Raw genomic sequence first — 23741 nt, forward strand, 5'->3', positions numbered from 1 at the left:
TTAATCCCGAGGCAATATGGATTCGTTCGTGTACATTGAGGCCTGGAGGGAGAGTGAAAAATGGCTGAATATTCATCGGCTGGCGCCTGTTTGTAACAAAACAATACAAAGAAATGTCAGTCAAAAATTTATAATTGTGCTTTTTAACACCAAAATGGATTCAGAAAAATAGCAGGCTATGAATCTTAGAGATAAATCCTAATTTTTATCCGGGAATTATTTATCGCAATAAATTCGCCGCAAAAGGGGCAGTTATACCGCCCCTGTGGAAATATTAATGGCGGCTCAAAATTCCGCGCCGATAGAGATTACGTTTGATACGCGTAAGCCCGGGTTTCGGCTTGCGGGGTTCATCCAGGCTTGCCAGAACAATCTCCAGCACGCGCTCGGCGACGTCGCGGTGACGCTGAGCCACGGCCAGCACTGGGCATTGCAGGAAGTCGAGCAGTTCGTTATCACCGAAGGTAGCAATCGCCAGATCGGATGGCAGCTTGCCATCGCGACGTAACGTCACGTCCATCACTCCCTGCAACAGAGCAAACGAGGTGGTAAACAACGCCTGCGGCATCGGGTGCGTTTCCAGCCATTTCTCGAACAGCTGGGCAGCCGCTTCGCGCTCATAACTGTTGGCATAGAGATAATGAACGTCACGCGGATCGTCTTTCCATGCCGTACGGAACCCTTGTTCACGCAGGAAGCTTACCGAAAGTTCAGGCAAAGCGCCAAGATACAGCACCGTTTCAGCCGGGAAGGTACGCAGCTCGGCAGCCAGCATTTCTGCATCGTCCTGATCGGCACCCACGACGCTGGTGAAATGTTCACGATCGAGCGCACGATCCAGCGCCACTATCGGGAACGGATCGTTCGCCCAGCGCTGATAGAACGGATGCTCGGGTGGTAAAGAGGTCGACACGATGATGGCATCAACCTGACGTTGCAGCAGATGCTCAATGCAGCGCATCTCGTTGTCGGGCTGATCCTCGGAGCAGGCAATCAACAGCTGATAGCCCCGCTGACGAGCCTGACGTTCCAGATAGTTGGCGATGCGGGTATAGCTGGTGTTTTCCAGGTCCGGGATCACCAGGCCAATAGAGCGGGTGCGCCCGGCACGTAAACCTGCGGCGACAGCATTCGGATGGTAATTATGCTCACGAACGACTGCCATCACTTTCTCAACGGTCTTATCGCTGACACGATACTGCTTTGCTTTACCGTTAATCACATAGCTGGCCGTGGTTCTCGACACGCCGGCGAGCCGGGCGATTTCATCCAGTTTCACAATTGCCCCTCAAAAAAAGAAAAGAGTCCATGGCCCTGTCAAGGTTATGGTTAAATATTTTAACATCTAAACGCAGAATAGCCTTCACGGCAACCGCTTTTGTCTGCGTTGTCGGCGGATTACGCAAAAAAAAGCCCGGCTTTGGCTACCGGGCTGAAAGAGGCGAACCTATTGCGCTACTCACGCATGATTTTATCGCCGCGCGAGAGGCCAACAACGCCAGAGCGCGCAACTTCAACAATTTTTGCCACATCCCTGACAGAGGCCAGGAAAGCGTCCAGCTTATCGCTCGTTCCGGCAAGCTGGACAGTATATATAGAAGGCGTGACGTCAATAATCTGCCCACGGAAAATATCCGTGTTGCGCTTGACCTCATCACGGCCGTAACCGCTGGCCTGAATTTTCACCAGCATCACTTCACGTTCGACGTAAGCACCCTGCCCCAGCTCGCTGACGCGCAGTACGTCCACCAGCTTGTGCAATTGCTTTTCGATCTGCTCAAGCACTTTCGCATCGCCGACAGTCTGGATCGTCATGCGCGAGAGCGTAGGGTCATCGGTCGGTGCCACGGTCAGGCTTTCAATGTTATAGCCGCGCTGGGCAAAAAGCCCAATAACCCGCGACAGTGCGCCCGACTCATTTTCCAGTAATACAGATAATATCCGGCGCATATCAGGTTCTCTCCGTTTTGCTTAACCACATTTCATCCATACCACCGCCACGAATATGCATCGGATAAACGTGCTCTGTGCCATCGACGATAACGTCCATGAAGACGAGGCGATTGTTTTTAACGTGCTCAAGCGCTTCGCCGAGCTTCGCTTCCAGCTCTGACGGATCGGTTACCCGCATGCCAATATGACCATAGGCTTCAGCCAGACGGACAAAGTCCGGAAGTGATTTCATATAGGACTGGGAGTGACGGCCCGAATAAATCATATCCTGCCACTGTTTTACCATGCCGAGGTAACCGTTATTCAGGTTCAGCACCAGCACTGGCAGTTCATATTGCAGCGCAGTGGAAAGTTCCTGAATATTCATCTGTATACTGCCGTCACCCGTTACGCAAATAACCGTTTCGTTTGGCAACGCCAGCTTTACCCCCAGCGCGGCGGGCAAACCAAAGCCCATCGTGCCGAGCCCGCCTGAGTTGATCCAGCGACGCGGTTTATCAAACGGGTAATACAGCGCAGCAAACATCTGATGCTGGCCCACGTCAGAAGTGACATACGCATCGCCATTAGTCAGACGCCAGATCGTCTCGATCACCGCCTGCGGTTTGATGTTCTCACTTTGCGTGTCGTATTTAAGGCACTGACGGCCACGCCATTGCTCGATTTGTTGCCACCAGTCGCGGATCTCGTCCAGCGGTTGAGAGGCGGTCTCCTGCGCCAGCAGATCCAACATTTGATCCAGCACCTGTCGTGCGTCTCCCACGATCGGCACATCCGCCGGCACCGTTTTAGAGATAGAAGTAGGATCGATATCAATGTGCAGCACCGTCGCATTCGGGCAGTATTTCGCCAGGTTGTTCGTGGTGCGATCGTCAAAACGCACGCCGACGGCAAAAATCACGTCAGAATTGTGCATCGTCATATTGGCTTCGTAGGTGCCGTGCATACCCAGCATGCCCAGCGCCTGCCGATGCGTGGCAGGGAACGCCCCCAGCCCCATCAGTGATGACGCGACAGGAAGATTAAGCTTCTCGATCAGTTCGCGTAGTTGCGTTTCGCAGGCTGCATTGACGGCGCCTCCCCCCACATAGACCACCGGTTTTTTCGCAGCCAGCAGCGTTTGCAGCGCACGTTTAATCTGTCCTTTGTGCCCTTGCGTGGTCGGATTATACGAACGCATGCTCACCGACTCAGGCCAAAGGTAAGGCAGTTTATTCCCCGGATTGAGAATATCTTTTGGCAGATCGACAACCACTGGCCCAGGACGACCGCTGGCGGCCAGCCAGAAGGCTTTTTTCAGTACGCCCGGGATATCTTCAGTTTGTTTAACCAGAAAGCTGTGCTTCACCACGGGGCGTGAGATCCCCACCATGTCGCACTCCTGAAACGCATCATAGCCAATCAGCGACGTCGCCACCTGTCCGGAAAGAATGACCAGTGGAATAGAGTCCATATACGCAGTCGCTATGCCGGTAATGGCATTGGTCGCCCCCGGCCCGGAAGTGACCAGCACAACACCCACTTCGCCCGTGGCGCGGGCCAGGCCGTCAGCCATATGCACAGCAGCCTGTTCATGACGAACCAGAACATGATCAATACCGCCTACCGTGTGCAGCGCGTCATAAATATCGAGAACCGCGCCTCCGGGATAGCCGAACACTTGTTTCACGCCCTGATCGATAAGCGATCGGACGACCATTTCCGCGCCAGACAACATCTCCATGCTTTGCCTCCAGGCTTTTGTTATAGACGGTCTACAGAATTCATTTCCGCGCCGTCTTCTGACAGGGTAAACCCATCTTATAATGTGCAGAGTGATGGATACCTTAACCGCTCGTTATGAGGCAGGCAATTAGCAAACGGGATGCGGGAATGGGCAATAAAAGCAGAAAAAACAGCTGACAGACACGAATATGGTGAATTCGTCTGGTATGAGTGGAGACAATAATAATTCATCTCTTAAAAAGAGGATGGATCAGGAAATCATCTATTTTTGAGCATGCATAAGTAACTGAAAAAACGAACACAGAACATAATATCGCCAGTTTTAAAAACCGCAGAATAAACCGCATGACGCCATGCGGTTTATTCACCAGAACCTAGCGACGGCAAATATTGATCAGCAGCTCTTCCATCCACTGATGCCCTTTATCCCGACCCGCAGCCTCATGCCAGGAAAGATAACAGGTACGGCTATTAAGCTTGAGCGGCAGAGGTAAAATTTGCAGATTAAGTGAATCGGAGAACTCTTCAGCAAGCCAGCGCGGCGCAATAGCGACTAACTGCGTCTGAGAAACGACATTTAATACACTGACCATGGCCATTCCCTGATAAGCCACGCTGGCTTGTTTATCGGCGGTGTCATACCACGGCTGACTAAATGAGGCATATCTGTCAAGAGCAACAACGGCGTGTTGCTCACTGTAAACATCGCTTTCACGCAGCGGCGAATTCATACGGGGATGTTTTTTACTGGCGACTAACACCATTTCGTCTTTGAACAACGGAACACAGGCAAACTCTGGACGGCGGAACTCTTCGTATCCCAGAACAAACTCTGTTTCCTGATAACGAAGCTGGTGTTCAGTGTTTTGATTTAATGATGATTTAAAAACGAGATGAATATTTGGGGCGATCTGTTCAACTTTATTATATATAACAGACGTCAAATAATTATCTAACGGACTGCAAACACAGAGATGGAAAACCCGCTCACTGCTTAAGGGTTCAAAGCCCGAACCGGGAAGTTCATTTTGAACCAGCTGTAGCGCCTGACGAATCGAACCGAATAGCTGGAATGCACGCGCTGTAGGCTGAATTCCCCTCCCATAACGAACGAATAACTCGTCGTTAAACATCACCTTAAGTCTGGCTACGGCATTACTCACGGCAGGCTGAGACATTCCCAGAGATTGCGCTGCTCGCGTAATATTCTGCTCCTGCATCACTGCATCGAATACAGTTAACAAGTTAAGATCCACTGTGCGTAACTGAGGCTTAACCCCATCATAAGTCTGTGGTTGGTTAATATTATTTTCTGGCATTTCTGACTCCACCGTCACGCTAAATTCCCTTTGCCCAGGTACAGTAATAACTTCGAAAAATATGATTTACCATGCATATACAACAAGCGAAAGGAAATTATTTAAAATTCGGAATATATAAAGAGCCCCATTCACCGAGCGGCTTTACGCACCCCATAAATGAAGAGTTAAAAATCGTTCAAAAGATATCTCAAACTTTATTGTGAGCATGAAACCATAAACCAGACAAATACACAATCAACGCTCTCATTAATAATGACTTAAGCGTTATTAAACTATTAATAGTATACAACGCATATTCATTAACAAATTGATATCAATTTTGATAACTTCCTTACCCGTAAATCATTCATGAAGTTTATAAATCAATGATATGAAACACATTCCATTTCTTAGCATGTTGATGAAAATAGTATGTTCAATTGCTACCAATTATATTCAAATTATTCCAGAGATGAATCCCCAGTCCAATAATAGACAATAAAATCGGTTAGCCACGCAAAAACCAGCACAATTAGCTAATGTATTCTCCCTGCGTTGGGTCCCCGTTTTGTCGGGGAGGGGTTGACATGAGTCGGCGTATCCAGTACCACTAAAAGCCTATCGCATTCACCTGGAGCAGGATTCATGATTCGCACCCTTCGTTTCACCGGTCTACTACTACTAAACGCATCCACTGTGCGCGGTAGACTGGCGGGCGAAATTCAGCGTTGAATCGTCTTCAGTAAAACTAAAAACCCGCGCCACTGCGCGGGTTTTTTTATGCTCGTAGCAAGGCGCCCTAAGACTGACAAGGACCTAACCCATGAGCCAGCAAGTCGTTATTTTCGATACTACTTTACGTGACGGTGAACAGGCATTACAGGCGAGCCTGAGTGTTAAAGAAAAACTGCAAATTGCGCTGGCCCTGGAACGCATGGGTGTAGACGTAATGGAGGTCGGTTTTCCTGTCTCCTCGCCGGGTGATTTTGAGTCAGTGCAGACCATCGCCCGCACCATCAAAAACAGCCGCGTGTGCGCTCTGGCTCGCTGCGTTGAGAAAGATATCGATGTGGCCGCGGAATCCCTGAAAGTTGCAGAAGCTTTCCGTATCCATACTTTTATTGCCACCTCCCCCATGCACATTGCAACCAAGTTGCGCAGCACGCTGGATGAAGTGATCGAACGTGCGGTGTATATGGTTAAACGGGCGCGTAACTTCACTGACGACGTGGAATTTTCCTGTGAAGATGCAGGCCGCACGCCGATTGACGATTTGGCCCGTGTTGTGGAAGCCGCTATTAATGCCGGAGCCAGAACCATCAACATCCCGGATACCGTCGGCTACACCATGCCGTTTGAGTTTGCCAACATCATTACCGGTCTGTATGACCGCGTACCAAATATTGATAAAGCCATTATCTCTGTACACACCCACGATGACCTGGGTCTGGCCGTTGGCAATGCTATCGCGGCGGTGCACGCCGGCGCGCGTCAGGTAGAAGGCGCGATGAACGGCATCGGCGAACGCGCAGGCAACTGTTCGCTGGAAGAAGTGATCATGGCGATCAAAGTGCGCAAAGACATCATGGACGTGCACACACGCATCAATCACAACGAAATCTGGCGCACCAGCCAGACCGTCAGCCAGATTTGCAACATGCCGATCCCGGCCAACAAAGCGATTGTCGGTACGGGCGCGTTCGCTCACTCTTCCGGTATCCACCAGGATGGGGTGCTGAAGAACCGTGAAAACTACGAAATCATGACTCCGGAATCCATCGGTCTGAACCAGGTTCAGTTGAACCTGACCTCACGCTCTGGTCGCGCGGCAGTGAAGCACCGTATGGAAGAGATGGGCTACAAGGACAGCGATTACAACATGGATCAGCTGTACGACGCCTTCCTGAAGCTGGCGGACAAGAAGGGCCAGGTGTTCGATTACGATCTGGAAGCGCTGGCATTCATCAACAAACAGCAGGAAGAGCCAGAGCACTTCCGTCTGGACTACTTCAACGTCCAGTCCGGCTCAAGCGACATCGCCACCGCCTCCGTTAAGCTGGCCTGCGGGGATGAAATTAAAGCGGAAGCCGCCAACGGCAACGGCCCTGTGGATGCCATTTACCAGGCGATTAACCGCGTCACTGAGTACGACGTAGAGCTGGTGAAATACGACCTGACGGCTAAAGGGCACGGTAAAGACGCCCTGGGTCAGGTGGATATCGTCGTCAATTATAACGGTCGCCGCTTCCACGGTGTGGGTCTGGCGACAGATATCGTCGAATCCTCCGCGAAAGCGATGGTGCATGTCCTGAACAACATCTGGCGAGCCGCCGAAGTCGAAAAAGAGTTGCAACGCAAAGCTCAGAATAAAGAGAACAACAAGGAAACCGTGTGATGTCGAAGAATTACCATATTGCTGTGTTGCCGGGTGACGGTATTGGCCCGGAAGTGATGGCACAGGCGCTGAAAGTACTGGAAGCCGTTCGTTCGCGTTTTGCGATGAAAATTACCACCAGCCACTACGATGTGGGCGGTATTGCAATTGATAACCACGGTACGCCATTGCCGAAAGCCACTGTGGAAGGCTGTGAAAATGCCGATGCCGTGCTGTTTGGCTCCGTGGGCGGCCCTAAGTGGGAACATTTGCCGCCAGCAGAGCAGCCGGAGCGCGGTGCGCTGCTGCCGCTGCGTAAACATTTCAAACTGTTCAGCAACCTGCGTCCGGCGAAGCTGTACCCGGGGCTGGAAGAGTTCTGCCCGCTGCGCGCGGATATCGCGGCCAACGGTTTCGACATTCTCTGCGTGCGTGAGCTGACCGGCGGCATCTACTTCGGTCAGCCAAAAGGTCGCGAAGGCAGCGGTCAGCATGAGAAAGCGTTTGATACCGAGGTCTATCACCGTTTTGAAATTGAACGTATCGCTCATATCGCGTTTGAGTCAGCGCGCAAACGCCGCCGTAAAGTGACCTCTATTGATAAAGCGAACGTGCTCCAGTCTTCCATTTTGTGGCGCGAAATCGTCAGTGAAGTCGCTAAGCAGTACCCGGACGTTGCGCTGTCGCATATGTATATCGACAACGCAACGATGCAGCTGATCAAAGATCCGGCTCAGTTTGACGTGTTGCTGTGCTCCAACCTGTTCGGCGATATTCTCTCGGATGAATGCGCCATGATCACTGGCTCCATGGGCATGCTGCCCTCGGCCAGCCTGAACGAAGAAGGCTTTGGCCTGTACGAACCGGCGGGGGGCTCCGCGCCGGATATCGCAGGCAAAAACATCGCCAACCCGATTGCGCAGATCCTCTCCCTGGCTCTGCTGCTGCGCTACAGCCTGGATACAGGCGATGCAGCAACCGCAATTGAAAACGCCATTAACCGGGCGTTAGAAGAAGGCGTCCGTACCGGTGATTTAGCACGCGGCACGGCGGCAGTCAGTACCGATGAAATGGGCGACATCATTGCCCGCTATGTCGCTGAAGGGGTGTAATCATGGCTAAGACGTTATATGAGAAGTTGTTTGATGCGCACGTTGTTTACGAGACGCCAGACGAAACCCCACTGTTGTACATCGACCGTCATCTGGTACACGAAGTGACGTCTCCTCAGGCATTTGACGGCCTGCGTGCGCACAAGCGCCCGGTGCGTCAGCCGGGTAAAACCTTTGCCACGATGGATCACAACGTTTCCACCCAGACCAAAGACATTAATGCATCTGGCGAGATGGCGCGTATCCAGATGCAGGAGCTGATTAAGAACTGTAACGAGTTTGGCGTGGAGCTGTACGATCTGAACCACCCCTATCAGGGCATCGTCCACGTAATGGGGCCTGAACAGGGTATTACCCTGCCGGGCATGACCATTGTCTGCGGCGACTCCCACACCGCGACGCACGGCGCATTTGGCGCCCTGGCGTTCGGGATTGGCACCTCTGAAGTGGAACACGTTCTGGCGACGCAGACCCTGAAGCAGGGCCGCGCCAAAACCATGAAGATTGAAGTGAAGGGGAAAGCCGCGCCGGGTATCACCGCGAAAGATATCGTGCTGGCGATTATCGGCAAAACCGGCAGTGCAGGCGGTACCGGTCACGTCGTTGAGTTCTGCGGCGACGCTATCCAGGCGCTGAGCATGGAAGGTCGTATGACCCTGTGCAACATGGCCATTGAGATGGGTGCCAAAGCAGGCCTGGTGGCCCCAGACGACACCACCTTCAACTATGTGAAGGGGCGTCTTCATGCGCCGAAAGGACAGAATTTTGACGACGCGGTAGCGTACTGGAAAACCCTGAAAACGGACGAGGGGGCAATTTTTGATACCGTTGTGACGTTGCAGGCGGAAGAGATCGCCCCGCAAGTCACCTGGGGCACCAACCCGGGCCAGGTCATTTCCGTCAACGACAGCATTCCTGACCCGGCTTCCTTCGCCGATCCGGTCGAGCGCGCGAGTGCGGAAAAGGCGCTGGCTTACATGGGGTTGAAACCCGGCGTACCGCTGACCGACGTGAGCATTGATAAAGTGTTCATCGGCTCCTGCACTAACTCCCGTATCGAAGATTTACGCGCTGCGGCAGAAATTGCAAAAGGCCGCAAAGTGGCACCGGGCGTGCAGGCGCTGGTTGTGCCGGGCTCCGGTCCGGTGAAAGCCCAGGCGGAAGCGGAAGGTCTGGATAAGATCTTTACCGAAGCAGGCTTCGAGTGGCGCCTGCCCGGCTGCTCCATGTGTCTGGCGATGAACAACGACCGCCTTAATCCGGGCGAGCGCTGTGCCTCCACCAGCAACCGTAACTTTGAAGGCCGTCAGGGCCGCGGTGGGCGCACCCACCTGGTCAGCCCGGCAATGGCCGCCGCTGCGGCAGTCACCGGTCATTTCGCCGATATTCGCAGCCTGAAATAAGGAGACAATCATGGCAGAGAAATTTACCCAACATACGGGCCGTGTTGTCCCGCTGGACGCCGCTAACGTCGATACTGACGCGATCATTCCTAAACAGTTTTTGCAGAAAGTGACGCGCACGGGTTTTGGGGCGCATCTGTTCAACGACTGGCGCTTCCTCGACGATAAAGGCGAAGTGCCGAACCCGGAATTCGTCCTGAACTTTCAGGAATACAAAGGCGCCTCCATTTTGCTGGCGCGGGAAAACTTTGGCTGCGGATCGTCGCGTGAACACGCGCCATGGGCATTGACCGACTACGGTTTTAAAGTGGTTATCGCCCCAAGCTTCGCGGATATCTTCTACGGCAACAGCTTCAACAACCAGCTGCTGCCGGTGACGCTGAGTGACGAACAGGTCGATGAACTGTTTGCGCTGGTGCAGGCAAATCCGGGGATGTCGTTTGAAGTGGATCTGGAAGCAGAAGTGGTGAAAGCCGGTGACAAGTCCTACAGCTTCAGCATTGATGCGTTCCGTCGCCACTGCATGCTGAACGGTCTGGATAGCATTGGCCTGACGCTGCAACACGAAGAGGCTATCTCCACCTACGAGAAAAAACAGCCTGCGTTTATGGGCTAAAGGCAATGGCCCGCAGGGCGCGGGCCATTGATAAGGGTGCGTTGAGGCGTAACCACTCTGGAGAGGCGGGGAAAAACCCCGCCAATACCGCTAACGTTTTGCTTCGTAAGCCAACACTGCCGCCAGCTCTGTTTTCTCCTGTCTGAAGTGCAGCTCACACAGCGAGTCACGCACCATCCAGGTGAAGATCAACAACGTCGTACAGATCAGAAACAAACCTAACAGCAGAGTACGTTTTGGCATTCCAGCCTCCTTATTGCTTTTCGGCAATGAAGAGACTAACCTCGCAATGTTGGTTGTGAAGTTTGTCTCCCCATCAGTTTTTTGATGTGGGACTCTCCACTGTTTGCCTCTTGAGAAAGCCTGAGGCAAACAGCCTCAAGCACCCGTCACGCACTCTATGCGCCTTCTCTGCTCCTGTCAGAAAATCGTTTCATTTCGTGAAGCCGCCTTCCAGAATCAAACGTCTTTAACCCGGCACGTTAATACAAGCGTGATGACCGAAATCGCTGCGATCACCCAGTACACGGATGCATGTCCATAGCTTTGCGACAGCGCCCCCTGAATCACCCCTGCCAGAATCACGCCGGTAGAGATACTGTTAGTAAACAGCGTGGTCGCGGAGCCTGCTCGCCCCGGCATTAAATCCTGGAACCAGAGCATGCCGATCCCGGCAACGATTCCGATAAATACCGCGTTAAATAGCTGTAACGCCAGCAAAGCTTCCCGCGAATGGAAAAGGATTAACCCCGCGTAGAACACCACCCCAGCCGCCACGGCGACGACCATCATCCGACGCTTTCCGAAACGTTTTACGTAGTAACCCGCCAGAATCATCGCCGGGATCTCCAGCCCGGCAGCGGTGCCCATCAGGATCCCCGCGAGCTTGTCGGACAGTCCCAGATCGCTGCTGATCCACAGCGGCATATCGATAATGTACATGGTGTTGCAGGTCCACATCAGCGTGGAGGCGATAAACAACATGCGGACGTTTTTATCCTGCCAGCCGCTTACCTGGGTGATGGGCTTGTCCGTCACCTGCTCTACGCGCGCCACCGATGGCAGCACAAAGGCTATCAGCGCCAGGCTGATGGCAAAAATTCCCGCGGCGATGGTGAACATGATGGTGAAACCGTAGTTCAGGGCCAGCATGAACGCCAGCGGGGGGCCGATGACCCATGCGAGAGAGAGCTGCGCACGCATCACCGAGCTGAACATCACCACTTCCCGCGCCGAGTTGTCGGCGTACTCCCGGGCCAGGGCGAAGAGCTGCGGCATGGCGGTGTTCGCCAGAGAGGCCAACAGCACGCCACAGGTGATAAGCGTCAGGTAGTGACGATTAAAGGCAAACAGCAACGCGTTGCCCACGGCCATGGCGCAACAAAAGAGGATCAGCTTGCGGCGATCGCCCTGGCTGTCGGATCGTTTCGCCAGCCACAGGCTGACGAGGATCCCGGCAATGGCGTTGACGGTGTAGAACAGGCCTACCCAAAATGGCTGCGCCCCAACCTCACGACTGAGAAACAGGCTCAGCGTCGGCGCCTGTAGCGCACCGGCCACGCCCATCATGAAGGCCACCAGCATAAAAGCGGCGTACACGCCGTTCAGGCGTCGCCCCATCGTCATCAACCAGAGCATGCGCAAGTCCTTATGAAAGCGAATCGAAATTGGGTGAAATAGTAAACGAAAAAAGCCAGCAAAAACATTTTGCTGGCGGGTGATTAGCACCAATACTCAGTCACACATGATCGAGGCGAGTTAGCGAGAAGAGGTCGGTTTCGTAACGTCCCACTGCATCAGATCTTCCAGTATTCTCAGCCGCTGCTCTGCGCACTGGCGGGCCAGCCAGGACACTCCCTTTGTCGCTGAAAAATAGTGCTGATAAAACTGACGTGCGGTAGACCTCTTCATAATTTACCTCCTCGCTTCATCGATAAGGATTATTGGCTTAATATAGGGATTAATAAATTGCTGATTTTTTGTCAGGAGTTCCTCTTTTATGCCTTCTGGTCGTCTGCAACAACAATTTATCCGCCTCTGGCAGTGCTGCGAGGGGCAATCGCAGGAGACCACGCTGAACGAGCTGGCTGAGCTCCTCAACTGCTCCCGGCGTCATATGCGTACCCTCCTTAACACCATGCAGCAGCAGGGCTGGCTAAACTGGGAGGCCGAAGCCGGACGCGGTAAGCGCTCGCGCCTGACTTTCCTCTATACCGGCCTGGCGTTGCAGCAACAGCGGGCGGAGGATCTGCTGGAGCAAGACCGCATCGATCAGCTGGTCCAGCTGGTGGGCGACAAAGCCGCCGTGCGCCAGATGCTGGTCTCGCATCTGGGACGCAGCTTTCGTCAGGGACGCCACATTCTGCGAGTGCTTTACTATCGCCCAATGAAAAATCTGTTGCCCGGTACGGCGTTACGTCGCTCTGAAACCCACATGGCCCGGCAGATTTTTAGCGGCCTGACGCGGATAAATGAGGAAAACGGGGAACTGGAAGCGGATATTGCCCATCACTGGCAACAGGTGTCTCCGTTGCACTGGCGCTTCTTTTTACGTCCCGGCATTCATTTCCACCATGGACGCGAGCTGGAGATGCGCGACGTTATCGACTCCTTAGAGCGCGCCCGCACGCTGCCGCTCTATTCGCATATCGCGCGGATCCACTCCCCCACGGCCTGGACGCTGGATATTGAGCTATCGCAGCCGGACAAATGGCTTCCGTGGCTTCTGGGCTACGTGCCCTCGATGATCCTGCCTGCCGAGTGGCGATCCCTGAACAATTTTTCCAGCCAGCCGATTGGTACGGGCCCCTACTCCGTTTCACGGAACAACAGTAATCAGCTGAAGATCCGCGCCTTTGATGATTACTTTGGCTATAGGGCGCTGATCGACGAAGTCAACGTCTGGGTACTACCGGATCTCAACGAAGAGCTGAGCGCAGGCCTGACGCTGGAAGGGCCAACAACCAGCGAAAAGGCGTTCGAGAGTCGCCTGGAAGAGGGTTGCTACTATCTGCTTTTTGACAGCCGCAGCCATCGCGGGGCGAATCACGACGTCCGCAAGTGGATCAGCCATATTCTGGCTCCCGCTAACCTGATTTATCACGCTGAAGAGCAATACCAGACCTGGTGGTTCCCGGCCTATGGCCTGCTTCCGCGCTGGCACCATGCGCAGCCAGTACGCAGTGAAAAACCTGCCGGACTGGAGACCATCACCCTCAGCTACTATCGCGATCACATTGAACACCGGTTTATCGCAAGGATCATGAGTAAGCTGCTGGCAGCCGAGGGCGTGACGCTGGCGATACAGGAAGTGGACTATGATGAATGGCACCGTGGAGACGTTATCAGCGATATCTGGCTCAACAGTGCGAACTTCACGCTGCCGCTTGATTTTTCGCTCTTCTCTCACCTGTATGAAGTGCCCCTGATTCAGCACTGTATCAATCGGGACTGGCAGCGAGACGCCGCACGGTGGCGGGCAGGAGAAATGGATCTGGCCGCCTGGTGTCAGGAGCTGCTGGCCGGGCAGACGATCGTACCGTTGATTCACCACTGGCTGCTGATCCAGGGTCAGCGCAGCATGCGCGGCCTGCGAATGAATACCCTGGGCTGGTTTGATTTTAAATCCGCGTGGTTTGCGCCGCCGGAGCCATAACGCTTTCGTAATATTCACCAAATCATTACAATAGCGCCGTTCTCAACGGGGTGCTGCATCACTGATGTGCGCTGAGATAATACCCGTCGAACCTGATCCGGATAACGCCGGCGAAGGGATTTGAGGCTGTCTCTCAAAATCCTTTGCCACTCAACCCTGAGGTGCAAAGTGTTAAAAAACGTTCTTCCTCTGCTGGCGCTGTTTGCGCTGCCTGTTTTTGCTAAGCCTGTCCTGACGGTCTACACCTACGACTCCTTCTCCGCCGACTGGGGCCCCGGCCCGGCGGTGAAAAAAGCCTTTGAAGCCGACTGCAACTGCGAGCTGAAATTCGTGGCACTGGAAGATGGTGTCTCTCTGCTTAACCGGCTGCGTATGGAAGGCAAAAACAGCAAAGCCGACGTGGTGCTCGGGCTGGATAACAACCTGCTGCAAGCCGCCACTCAAACCAGACTGTTCGCCAAAAGCGGCGTGGCGGCAGATGCCGTCAACGTGCCGGGCGGCTGGAAAAACGACACCTTCGTTCCCTTTGATTACGGTTACTTTGCGTTTGTCTACGATAAAAACAAGCTGAAGAATCCGCCCAAAAGCCTGAAAGAGCTGGTCGAAAGCGATCAGAAGTGGCGCGTGATTTATGAAGATCCGCGCACCAGCACGCCGGGTCTGGGGCTGCTGTTGTGGATGCAGAAAGTCTATGGCAACAAAACGCCTGAGGCGTGGCAGAAACTGGCTGCGAAAACCGTTACCGTCACCAAAGGCTGGAGCGAAGCCTACGGCCTGTTCCTGAAAGGCGAAAGCGACCTTGTGCTGAGCTACACGACTTCTCCGGCCTACCACATTATCGCCGAGAAGAAAGACAACTACGCCGCCGCGAACTTTGCTGAAGGGCATTATTTGCAGGTGGAAGTGGCCGCCCGCACCGCCGCGAGCAAACAGCCGGAGCTCGCCGAGAAATTCCTGAAGTTTATGGTTTCACCGGCATTCCAGAATGCTATTCCGACAGGAAACTGGATGTACCCGGTCACTGATGTTGCGCTGCCGGCAGGTTTTGAGCAGCTGAACAAACCGCAAACCTCCCTGGAATTTACGCCGCAGCAGGTTGCCACCCAGCGCGCCGCATGGATAAGTGAATGGCAACGCGCCGTCAGCCGCTGATCCCCGGCTGGTTAGTTCCCGGGCTGCTCGCCGCTATACTGATGGTGGTCGTCAGCCTGGGTGCATTCCTTGCGCTGTGGTTTAACGCGCCAGAGAGCGATCTGCTTGCCCTCTGGCACGACAGCTATCTCTGGCACGTCATCCGTTTCTCCTTCTGGCAGGCGTTTCTCTCCGCGCTGCTGTCGACGCTCCCGGCCATTTTCCTCGCGCGCGCCCTCTATCGCAGACGTTTCCCCGGCAGGCTTGCCCTGCTGCGGCTGTGCGCGATGACGCTGATCCTGCCCGTGCTGGTGGCGGTGTTCGGCATTCTGAGCGTCTATGGTCGGCAGGGATGGCTGGCATTCCTTTTCAACCTGCTTGGTCTGGAATGGACCTTCTCGCCATACGGCCTGAAAGGCATTCTGCTGGCGCATATTTTTTTCAATATGCCGATGGCCACGCGCCTCTTTTTACAGGCGCTGGAAAACATTCCCGGTGAGCAGCGTCAGATTGCCGCCCAGCTTGGCATGCGCGGCTGGTCGTTCTTCCGCTTTGTCGAATGGCCGTGGCTGCGACGCCAGATTGCCCCGGTTGCCGCGCTAATCTTTATGCTCTGCTTCGCCAGCTTCGCGACCGTACTTTCTCTCGGCGGCGGGCCGCAGGCCACCACCATTGAGCTGGCGATCTATCAGGCTTTAAGTTACGACTACGATCCGGGCCGCGCCGCGCTGCTGGCGATCGTGCAGATGGTATGCTGTCTGGCACTGGTGTTACTCAGCCAGAGGCTAAGCAAAACGATCCCCGCAGGAAGCAATAACATGACAGGCTGGCGCGATCCGCAGGACAGCCTGTATAGCCGCGTCGCGGATTTTATGCTGATCGCACTGGCACTCCTGCTTTTGCTGCCCCCGCTGCTGGCCGTTATCGTTGATGGACTGAATCGCAATGTGTTGTCGGTACTGCAACAACCTGTCCTGTGGCAAGCGACGTGGACCTCCTTGCGCATTGCGCTGGCAGCCGGGCTACTGTGCGTGATCCTGACCATGATGCTGCTCTGGAGCAGCCGCGAGCTGTACGCGCGTCATGCCCGTAAAGCCGGACACGCGCTGGAACTGACGGGTATGCTGATCCTGGCGATGCCGGGCATTGTGCTGGCGACCGGATTCTTTTTACTGTTCAACAGCACCCTCGGCCTGCCGGAAAGCGCCGACGGCATCGTCATTTTTACCAACGCACTGATGGCCATCCCTTACGCGCTCAAGGTGCTGGAAAACCCGATGCGCGACGTCAACAGCCGCTACAGCTTGCTGTGTCAGTCGCTGGGCATGCAGGGCTGGCAGCGTCTGAAGGTGGTAGAATTGCGCGCACTGAAACGTCCGCTCGCCCAGGCGCTGGCGTTTGCCTGCGTGCTGTCGATTGGCGATTTTGGCGTAGTGGCGCTCTTCGGCAACGAGGATTTCCGCACGCTGCCGTTCTGGCTTTATCAGCAAATTGGCTCCTATCGTAGCCAGGATGGCGCCGTCACGGCGCTGCTCCTGTTGCTGCTGTGCTTTGCGTTATTTACCGTTATCGAAAAACTTCCGGGGCGTGATGTTAAAACTGACTGATGTAACCTGGCTTTATGAGCACCTGCCAATGCGTTTTACCCTCTCCGTTCGTCAGGGAGAGCGAATCGCAGTGCTTGGCCCCAGCGGGGCCGGAAAAAGTACCCTGCTCAATCTGATTGCCGGTTTTTTGCAGCCAGCCAGCGGGTCGATCGTCATTGATAATGGCGAGTATACCTACGCTCCGCCGGCTAAGCGCCCGGTGTCGATGCTGTTTCAGGAAAACAATCTGTTCAATCATCTTACGGTCTGGCAGAACATCGCGCTGGGTATGGATCCGGGGTTAAAGCTCAGTGCTGCGCAGCGTCAGACGCTGGAGGCGATCGCCGAACAAATGGGCCTGTCTGCGTTTATCAACAGACTTCCGGGGGAGCTTTCCGGCGGCCAGCGCCAGCGCGTGGCGCTGGCACGCTGTCTGGTGCGCGAGCAGCCGCTGCTGCTGCTCGACGAACCCTTTTCGGCGCTCGACCCGGCCCTGCGCCAGGAGATGCTCTCGCTGGTTGAGGAAGTGTGCGAGCGCGAGCAACTGACGATGCTGATGGTTTCGCACAGCATTGAAGATGCCGCACGCATCGCGCCGCGATCGGTGGTGATCGCGGAGGGAAGTATTTTGTGGGATGGAGAAACAGAAGAACTTCTGAGTGGTAACGCAGGGGCATCTTCATTGTTGGGTATTCGTGCGGTCTGATGCCCTCACCCTGGCCCTCTCCCACGGGGAGAGGGAAAACACCTTAACGGCTCACCACCTTCAACAGGATCTCGCCGTACACCGGCATCAGCGGGTGGCGGATCAGCGCCACCAGCGCTACCACCGCCACGCCGAGCGTAAGTGGGGCCAGCCAGAGCAGGCGCGTGCGCGGGAGATAGCGGGTCAGGCGATCGACGCTCGCTTTCGCGCTGCGCCACAGGCGCCAGCAGAGCCAAACCGCCAGCCACAGCAGCACCGCCGTACCCAGCAGAAGCCATTTAAACTCACCGCTTTGCATACCGTCAGGAATATCAATCGCCGCGCCCGCCAGGATACCCGGCAGGAAGTAGAACGGCGGCCAGAAGACGCAGCCGATGATATTCGGCACCACAAACTTCGCGACGGGCAGATCCAGCATCCCGGCCACCATCGGCACCAGTGGACGCGTTGGCCCAACGAAGCGCCCCACGAGGATGGTGAACATGCTGTGCTGGTGCAGCGCATGCTCGGTTTTATCCAGCAGCGCTTTGTTTTTTTTCATGAACGACCAGCGGTGTAGCGGCTTCTTAAAGCGCCAGCCCAGCCAGAAGGAGATCCAGTCCCCCAGCAAACAGCCGATAATACCGGCCATCCACGCCTGCCAGAAATTGACCTCGCCGCTGCCGATAAGCGCCCCAAGCCCCGCCATCATCACGGTGCCGGGCAGGATCAGCCCGACCAGCGCCAGCGACTCCAGAAACGCCACCAGCGCCACGGCGATGAGCGAATACATAACGGACTGGGTAATAAAATGTTCCAGCAATGCCTGCATAACTATTCCGGTCAGAAAACGAATCAGCGATTCTGCTTAGCGCCCTGCACCGCGTCAAGGCATCAATTGTCTGAATAGTTTACAAGATGCGCCTGAAGTTCACCTGAATGTTTACCGATTATTCACATCCCGCACGGAATTCGCTCGGGCTGGCACCGGTGCACTTCTTAAACACGCGAGAGAAATAGAGCTGATCTTCAAAGCCGACGTTACGCCCGACGGTGGCGATAGGCATTCGGGTGGTGCTGAGCAGCAGTTTCGCCTGGCTGATGCGCTGATCCTCGCGCCAGCTGAGCACGCTCACGCCAAGCTGCTGGCGGAACAGATGCGACAGCCGTGACGGCGACAGGCACACATGCTGGGCGACGCTGGCAATATCAAACTGGCTGTCGGCAAGGTGGTCGCTGATGTACTGGCAGGCGTCGCGGACGCGGTTGTCCAGCGGCGGATTAAGCGACTCGTTGATGGCCTCCATGCGGCGCAGCAGCACCTGTTCAAGCAGGTTGATGGCCAGCAGTTCGGCGTAGCGCCCTCCCGCCTGCCCTGCCTCAATAATTTGTGCGAACAGCTCACGGAACTGCGCCAGATGCGCCTCATCCGGGCGATATAAACCGGTATGGGCGAAAATGGCCGGCCACGAGAGCCACTCCTGCCAGTAGGCGCGCGGACGGAAATAGACCCACTGGTGATACCACTCTTTGGCATCCGGGTGGCGCCCGTAGTGGTGGATCTCCCCCGGCGGGAACAACAGCATATCACCAGGGCGGCAGATAAACTGCCGATCGCCGTTTTTAATCACCCCTTCCCCGCGAACGGTCAGGTTCAGAATATACCCTTTCATTCCGAGCGGTCGATCGACGTAGAAATCGAGATACCCCTCGGCCTCAATGGGCGTCAGCCCCGCCACCAGATGGGCGTTAAATGAGTATCCCGGCAGCAGGGGATCGTTTTGCGGTTCGGCCATAGATTCAGTTCTCCCAAGGGTCCTGAAGGAAACCAATTGTCCATATCGATAAAAGCAGTATAAAAATGGCCCGCGAAAAGATCCAAAAAGCATCACGCCTCTTTTACGTCCGCCATGTTTCAGCCTTTTCCCCTGATTTCTCCGCCAGCACGGGCGGATAAGCAGTAACAAAAGTGTCTATAAGTACGGCAGAAATGTCCACATTGAATATTTGCACGGCGTCACACTTTCAATCGTAACAGCAATTTAGTCCATAAGATTAGCGGATCCTGCCTGACGATCTTTGTCCCCAGTCTCTAATGTTCTTCCATACCTGTTTTGGATGGAGCAACACCATGGCAATTGCAATTGGCCTCGATTTTGGCAGCGACTCAGTTCGCGCGCTGGCAGTGGACTGTACGACTGGCCGGGAGATAGCAACCAGCGTTGAGTGGTATCCGCGCTGGCAAGAGGGGCGCTACTGCGATGCGCCGAACAACCAGTTCCGTCACCACCCGCGCGATTACATTGAATCAATGGAAGCGGCGATCAAAACCGTGCTGGCGGAGCTGACGGATGCCCAGCGGGCCGACGTCGTGGGGATTGGCGTCGACAGTACCGGTTCAACGCCGGCCCCGGTTGATGCAGAAGGCCGCGTACTGGCGCTTCGCCCGGAGTTTGCCGATAACCCGAACGCCATGTTTGTGCTGTGGAAAGACCATACCGCCGTGGAAGAGGCGGAAGCCATCACCCGCTTATGCCACCAGCCGGGCAAAACCGACTACTCGCGCTACATCGGCGGGATCTACTCCAGCGAATGGTTCTGGGCAAAAATCCTGCACGTTACCCGCGCGGATGGGTCGGTCGCACAGGCAGCGGCGTCATGGATTGAGCTGTGCGACTGGGTTCCCGCCCTGCTCTCCGGCACCACTCGTCCGCAGGCTATTCGCCGTGGCCGTTGCAGCGCCGGGCATAAATCGCTGTGGCATGAAAGCTGGGGTGGTCTGCCTCCGGCAGCGTTCTTCGATGAACTCGACCCGATCATCAACAAAAACCTGACATACCCGCTGTTTACCGACACCTTCACCGCCGATATTCCGGTCGGCACGCTCTGCGAAGAGTGGGCGAAACGCCTCGGTCTGCCGCAAAACGTGACCATTTCCGGCGGCGCGTTCGACTGCCATATGGGCGCCGTGGGCGCGGGTGCGCAGCCTAACACGCTGGTGAAAGTGATTGGCACCTCCACCTGCGACATTCTGACGGCGGATAAAACCAGCGTTGGCGACCGCGCAGTGAAGGGTATCTGCGGTCAGGTTGACGGCAGCGTGGTGCCCGATTTTATCGGCCTCGAAGCGGGTCAGTCCGCGTTTGGCGATATCTACGCCTGGTTTGGCCGGGTGCTCGGCTGGCCGCTGGATCAGCTGGCGGCCGCGCATCCTGAACTGAAAACCCAGATTACCGCGAGCAAAAAACAGCTCCTGCCGCAGCTCACCGAAGCCTGGGCAAAAAATCCGTCTCTCGATCACCTGCCGGTGGTGCTGGACTGGTTCAACGGCCGTCGTACGCCGTTTGCCAACCAGCGTCTGAAAGGGGTGATTACCGATCTCAACCTGGCGACCGACGCGCCCGCGCTGTTTGGCGGCCTGATCGCCGCCACCGCGTTCGGCGCGCGCGCCATTATGGAGTGCTTCACCGGGCAGGGCATTGACGTGAACAACGTGATGGCTTTGGGCGGTATCGCCCGTAAAAACCCGGTGATCATGCAGGCCTGCTGCGACGTGCTCAACCGTCCGCTGCAAATTGTGGCCTCCGATCAGTGCTGTGCGCTGGGCGCAGCGATTTTCGCTGCCGTGGCCGCAGGTGTCCATGCGGATATCCCGACCGCGCAACAGCATATGGCGAGCGCCGTCGAAAGTACGCTTCAGCCGCAGGCTCAGCAGGCACAACGCTTTGAACAGCTTTATCAGCGCTACCAGCAATGGGCAAAAAGCGCCGAACTTCACTATCTCCCTGTCGCCGCCCCGGCCAAAAGCACCGCGGACACTACGGCAACCCTGACACATTAAGGACACGATAATGACCATTTTTAATAATTATGAAGTGTGGTTTGTGATTGGCAGCCAGCATTTGTACGGACCGGAAGCGTTGCAGCAGGTGACGAAACACGCGGAGCACGTTGTGAATGCGCTGAACGCGGAAGCCAAACTGCCGTGCAAACTGGTGCTGAAGCCGCTGGGTACCACCCCGGACGAAATCACCAACATTTGCCGCGATGCCAATTACGATGACAAATGCGCTGGCCTGGTGGTGTGGCTGCACACCTTCTCGCCAGCCAAAATGTGGATCAACGGCCTGGCTATCCTCAACAAACCGCTGCTGCAATTCCACACTCAGTTCAACGCCTCCCTGCCGTGGGACAGCATCGACATGGACTTCATGAACCTGAATCAGACCGCGCACGGCGGTCGCGAGTTCGGCTTCATCGGCGCGCGTATGCGTCAACAGCATGCCGTGGTGACCGGCCACTGGCAGGACGGCCAGGCACAAAAACGCATTGGCTCATGGATGCGTCAGGCGGTCTCTAAGCAGGATACCCGTCACCTTAAAGTGGTGCGTTTCGGCGACAACATGCGTGAAGTTGCCGTAACCGACGGTGATAAAGTGGCCGCGCAGATCAAGTTCGGCTTCTCCGTAAATACCTGGGCGGTGGGCGACCTGGTGCAGGTGGTGAATGACATCAGCGATGGCGACGTGAACGCGCTGGTGGACGAGTACGAAAGCAGCTACCGCCTGACGCCTGCGGCACAGGTCAACGGTGACAAGCGCCAGAACGTGCTGGATGCCGCACGCATTGAACTGGGCATGAAGCGCTTCCTGGAACAGGGCGGCTTCCATGCCTTCACCACCACCTTTGAAGATCTCCACGGCCTGAAACAGCTCCCGGGTCTGGCGGTACAACGTCTGATGCAGCAGGGCTACGGTTTTGCGGGCGAAGGCGACTGGAAAACTGCCGCTCTGCTTCGCATCATGAAGGTGATGTCAACCGGTCTGCAGGGCGGCACCTCTTTTATGGAGGACTACACCTACCACTTCGAGAACGGCAACGATCTGGTGCTCGGCTCGCACATGCTGGAAGTGTGTCCCTCTATCGCCGTCGAAGAGAAACCGATCCTCGATGTGCAGTACCTCGGCATTGGCGGCAAAGCGGATCCGGCCCGTCTGATCTTCAACACCCGCACCGGCCCGGCCATCAACGCCAGCCTGATCGACCTCGGCGATCGTTTCCGCCTGCTGGTGAACTGCGTCGATGCGGTGGAAACTCCGCATTCTCTGCCGAAACTGCCGGTCGCCAACGCCCTGTGGAAAGCGCAGCCTGACCTGCCAACCGCGTCGGAAGCCTGGATCCTGGCCGGAGGCGCGCACCACACCGTCTTCAGCCACGCGCTTGACCTGAACGATATGCGTCAGTTTGCCGAGCTGCACGACATCGAACTGACCGTGATTGATAACGACACCCGTCTGCCAGCCTTTAAAGACGCGCTGCGCTGGAACGAAGTCTATTACGGTTCAAAACGCTAAGCCCTGAATGCCCGGTGGCACTTCGTTTACCGGGCCTACGGTTCTGTAGGCCGGATAAGCGCAGCGTCATCCGGCAGGAGACGACAATGTTAGAAGATCTCAAACGTCAGGTACTCGAAGCCAACCTGGCGCTGCCAAAACATAACCTGGTGACCCTGACTTGGGGCAACGTCAGCGCCGTTGACCGGGAAAAAGGCGTGTTCGTGATCAAGCCTTCGGGCGTGGATTACACGGTGATGACCGCGGAAGATATGGTGGTGGTCAGCATCGAAACGGGTGAATTGGTTGAAGGCGATAAAAAGCCCTCCTCCGATACGCCCACTCACCGCCTGCTGTATCAGGCCTTCCCGACCATCGGTGGGATTGTGCATACCCATTCGCGTCACGCGACCATCTGGGCGCAGGCGGGCCAGCCAATTCCGGCCACCGGCACCACCCACGCGGACTACTTTTACGGCACCATTCCCTGCACGCGTCTGATGACCGATGCGGAGATCGGCGGTGAGTACGAATGGGAAACCGGGAACGTGATCGTCGAAACCTTCGAAAAACAGGGTATCGACGCGGCGCAAATGCCCGGCGTGCTGGTGCACTCCCACGGTCCGTTTGCCTGGGGTAAAAACGCGGAGGACGCGGTGCACAACGCGATCGTGCTGGAGGAAGTCGCCTACATGGGGATCTTCTGCCGCCAGCTGGCACCGCAGTTGCCGGATATGCAGCAAACCCTGCTCGATAAGCATTATCTGCGCAAGCACGGCGCGAAGGCGTACTACGGGCAGTAAAACATTGTCCGGTGGCGCTGCGCTTATCGGGCCTACGGATCCTGTTGGCCGGATAAGCGTAGCG

At 55.6% G+C, this 23741-nt stretch carries 21 protein-coding genes and 1 riboswitch; of the genes, 12 read left to right on the forward strand and 9 right to left on the reverse strand.

Going from position 1 to position 23741, the window contains the following annotated elements; genetic code table 11:
* Nucleotides 1-274 precede the first annotated feature (274 nt).
* The 4 genes from cra to leuO form a co-directional block, all read right to left on the reverse strand.
* On the reverse strand, nucleotides 275-1279 hold the full coding sequence (gene cra, locus SK51_RS00615; RefSeq protein WP_003856369.1) for a catabolite repressor/activator: 1005 nt from the start codon (nucleotides 1277-1279) through the stop codon (nucleotides 275-277).
* A gap of 176 nt (nucleotides 1280-1455) precedes the next feature.
* Nucleotides 1456-1950, reverse strand: coding sequence for an acetolactate synthase small subunit (gene ilvN / locus SK51_RS00620; RefSeq protein WP_023305437.1), 495 nt, complete (start codon nucleotides 1948-1950; stop codon nucleotides 1456-1458).
* A 1-nt stretch (nucleotide 1951) separates the two neighbouring features.
* Nucleotides 1952-3676: an acetolactate synthase 3 large subunit gene (gene ilvI / locus SK51_RS00625; RefSeq protein ID WP_023299318.1), complete on the reverse strand. Its 1725-nt coding sequence runs from the start codon at nucleotides 3674-3676 to the stop codon at nucleotides 1952-1954.
* Nucleotides 3677-4052: 376 nt separating this feature from the next.
* A complete protein-coding gene (gene leuO / locus SK51_RS00630; protein ID WP_022647036.1) occupies nucleotides 4053-4997 on the reverse strand; it encodes a transcriptional regulator LeuO in 945 nt (314 codons plus the stop codon).
* A gap of 627 nt (nucleotides 4998-5624) precedes the next feature.
* Between leuO and leuL the strand changes: the two genes are divergently transcribed.
* The 5 genes from leuL to leuD all read left to right on the forward strand — a co-directional run bounded on the left by leuL (nucleotide 5625) and on the right by leuD (nucleotide 10484).
* Entirely contained in the window at nucleotides 5625-5711 is an 87-nt protein-coding gene (gene leuL / locus SK51_RS25815; protein WP_057979999.1) for a leu operon leader peptide, read from the forward strand.
* A gap of 91 nt (nucleotides 5712-5802) precedes the next feature.
* On the forward strand, nucleotides 5803-7374 hold the full coding sequence (gene leuA / locus SK51_RS00635) for a 2-isopropylmalate synthase (protein ID WP_023305435.1): 1572 nt from the start codon (nucleotides 5803-5805) through the stop codon (nucleotides 7372-7374).
* Nucleotides 7374-8465 carry a 3-isopropylmalate dehydrogenase gene (leuB, locus tag SK51_RS00640; protein WP_032676690.1) on the forward strand — a complete coding sequence of 364 codons (1092 nt, stop codon included), beginning with the start codon at nucleotides 7374-7376 and terminating at the stop codon, nucleotides 8463-8465. Before leuA ends, leuB begins: the two co-directional genes overlap by 1 nt.
* A gap of 2 nt (nucleotides 8466-8467) precedes the next feature.
* Nucleotides 8468-9868: a 3-isopropylmalate dehydratase large subunit gene (gene leuC, locus SK51_RS00645; protein WP_023305433.1), complete on the forward strand. Its 1401-nt coding sequence runs from the start codon at nucleotides 8468-8470 to the stop codon at nucleotides 9866-9868.
* Nucleotides 9869-9878: 10 nt separating this feature from the next.
* Complete coding sequence (gene leuD, locus SK51_RS00650; protein WP_023305432.1) at nucleotides 9879-10484, forward strand: 3-isopropylmalate dehydratase small subunit; 606 nt, start codon at nucleotides 9879-9881, stop codon at nucleotides 10482-10484.
* 90 nt (nucleotides 10485-10574) lie between these two features.
* Here the strand turns inward: leuD and SK51_RS00655 are convergent, their stop codons facing one another.
* From SK51_RS00655 to sgrT, 3 genes are all read right to left on the reverse strand, one after another.
* Nucleotides 10575-10727, reverse strand: coding sequence for a Hok/Gef family protein (locus SK51_RS00655; protein ID WP_010427008.1), 153 nt, complete (start codon nucleotides 10725-10727; stop codon nucleotides 10575-10577).
* A 216-nt stretch (nucleotides 10728-10943) separates the two neighbouring features.
* Nucleotides 10944-12122, reverse strand: a complete 1179-nt coding sequence (locus tag SK51_RS00660) for a sugar efflux transporter (RefSeq protein WP_023305431.1) — start codon at nucleotides 12120-12122, stop codon at nucleotides 10944-10946.
* A 120-nt stretch (nucleotides 12123-12242) separates the two neighbouring features.
* Nucleotides 12243-12395: a glucose uptake inhibitor SgrT gene (gene sgrT / locus SK51_RS00665; protein ID WP_003856388.1), complete on the reverse strand. Its 153-nt coding sequence runs from the start codon at nucleotides 12393-12395 to the stop codon at nucleotides 12243-12245.
* 88 nt (nucleotides 12396-12483) lie between these two features.
* On the opposite strand from sgrT, the gene sgrR reads away from it, so the two are divergent.
* The 4 genes from sgrR to thiQ all read left to right on the forward strand — a co-directional run bounded on the left by sgrR (nucleotide 12484) and on the right by thiQ (nucleotide 17562).
* Nucleotides 12484-14139 carry an HTH-type transcriptional regulator SgrR gene (sgrR, locus tag SK51_RS00670; RefSeq protein ID WP_032676689.1) on the forward strand — a complete coding sequence of 552 codons (1656 nt, stop codon included), beginning with the start codon at nucleotides 12484-12486 and terminating at the stop codon, nucleotides 14137-14139.
* Nucleotides 14140-14175: 36 nt separating this feature from the next.
* Nucleotides 14176-14276, forward strand: a riboswitch (TPP riboswitch).
* Between the two features lie 31 nt (nucleotides 14277-14307).
* Nucleotides 14308-15291 (forward strand): thiamine ABC transporter substrate binding subunit, encoded by a 984-nt coding sequence (thiB, locus tag SK51_RS00675; RefSeq protein ID WP_023299313.1) that lies wholly within the window; start codon nucleotides 14308-14310, stop codon nucleotides 15289-15291.
* On the forward strand, nucleotides 15267-16877 hold the full coding sequence (gene thiP, locus SK51_RS00680; RefSeq protein WP_023299312.1) for a thiamine/thiamine pyrophosphate ABC transporter permease ThiP: 1611 nt from the start codon (nucleotides 15267-15269) through the stop codon (nucleotides 16875-16877). Before thiB ends, thiP begins: the two co-directional genes overlap by 25 nt.
* Nucleotides 16861-17562: a thiamine ABC transporter ATP-binding protein ThiQ gene (thiQ, locus tag SK51_RS00685; protein WP_032670912.1), complete on the forward strand. Its 702-nt coding sequence runs from the start codon at nucleotides 16861-16863 to the stop codon at nucleotides 17560-17562. Before thiP ends, thiQ begins: the two co-directional genes overlap by 17 nt.
* A 43-nt stretch (nucleotides 17563-17605) precedes the next feature.
* Here thiQ and SK51_RS00690 read toward each other — a convergent pair whose 3' ends face one another.
* Together SK51_RS00690 and araC are read right to left on the reverse strand one after the other, a co-directional pair.
* Nucleotides 17606-18373 carry a DedA family protein gene (locus SK51_RS00690; RefSeq protein WP_017383796.1) on the reverse strand — a complete coding sequence of 256 codons (768 nt, stop codon included), beginning with the start codon at nucleotides 18371-18373 and terminating at the stop codon, nucleotides 17606-17608.
* 118 nt (nucleotides 18374-18491) lie between these two features.
* A complete protein-coding gene (araC, locus tag SK51_RS00695) occupies nucleotides 18492-19337 on the reverse strand; it encodes an arabinose operon transcriptional regulator AraC (RefSeq protein WP_022647026.1) in 846 nt (281 codons plus the stop codon).
* A 335-nt stretch (nucleotides 19338-19672) separates the two neighbouring features.
* On the opposite strand from araC, the gene araB reads away from it, so the two are divergent.
* The 3 genes from araB to araD all read left to right on the forward strand — a co-directional run bounded on the left by araB (nucleotide 19673) and on the right by araD (nucleotide 23677).
* On the forward strand, nucleotides 19673-21382 hold the full coding sequence (gene araB, locus SK51_RS00700) for a ribulokinase (RefSeq protein WP_023305427.1): 1710 nt from the start codon (nucleotides 19673-19675) through the stop codon (nucleotides 21380-21382).
* Between the two features lie 10 nt (nucleotides 21383-21392).
* The gene (araA, locus tag SK51_RS00705) at nucleotides 21393-22895 is read left to right on the forward strand and encodes an L-arabinose isomerase (RefSeq protein ID WP_015572656.1); all 1503 of its coding nucleotides are present in this window, start codon (nucleotides 21393-21395) and stop codon (nucleotides 22893-22895) included.
* Between the two features lie 86 nt (nucleotides 22896-22981).
* Nucleotides 22982-23677: an L-ribulose-5-phosphate 4-epimerase gene (araD, locus tag SK51_RS00710; RefSeq protein ID WP_048206564.1), complete on the forward strand. Its 696-nt coding sequence runs from the start codon at nucleotides 22982-22984 to the stop codon at nucleotides 23675-23677.
* The last annotated feature ends 64 nt before the right edge of the window (nucleotides 23678-23741 follow it).

The organism is Enterobacter sp. MGH85, assembly GCF_001037655.1.
GTDB lineage: Bacteria > Pseudomonadota > Gammaproteobacteria > Enterobacterales > Enterobacteriaceae > Enterobacter > Enterobacter intestinihominis.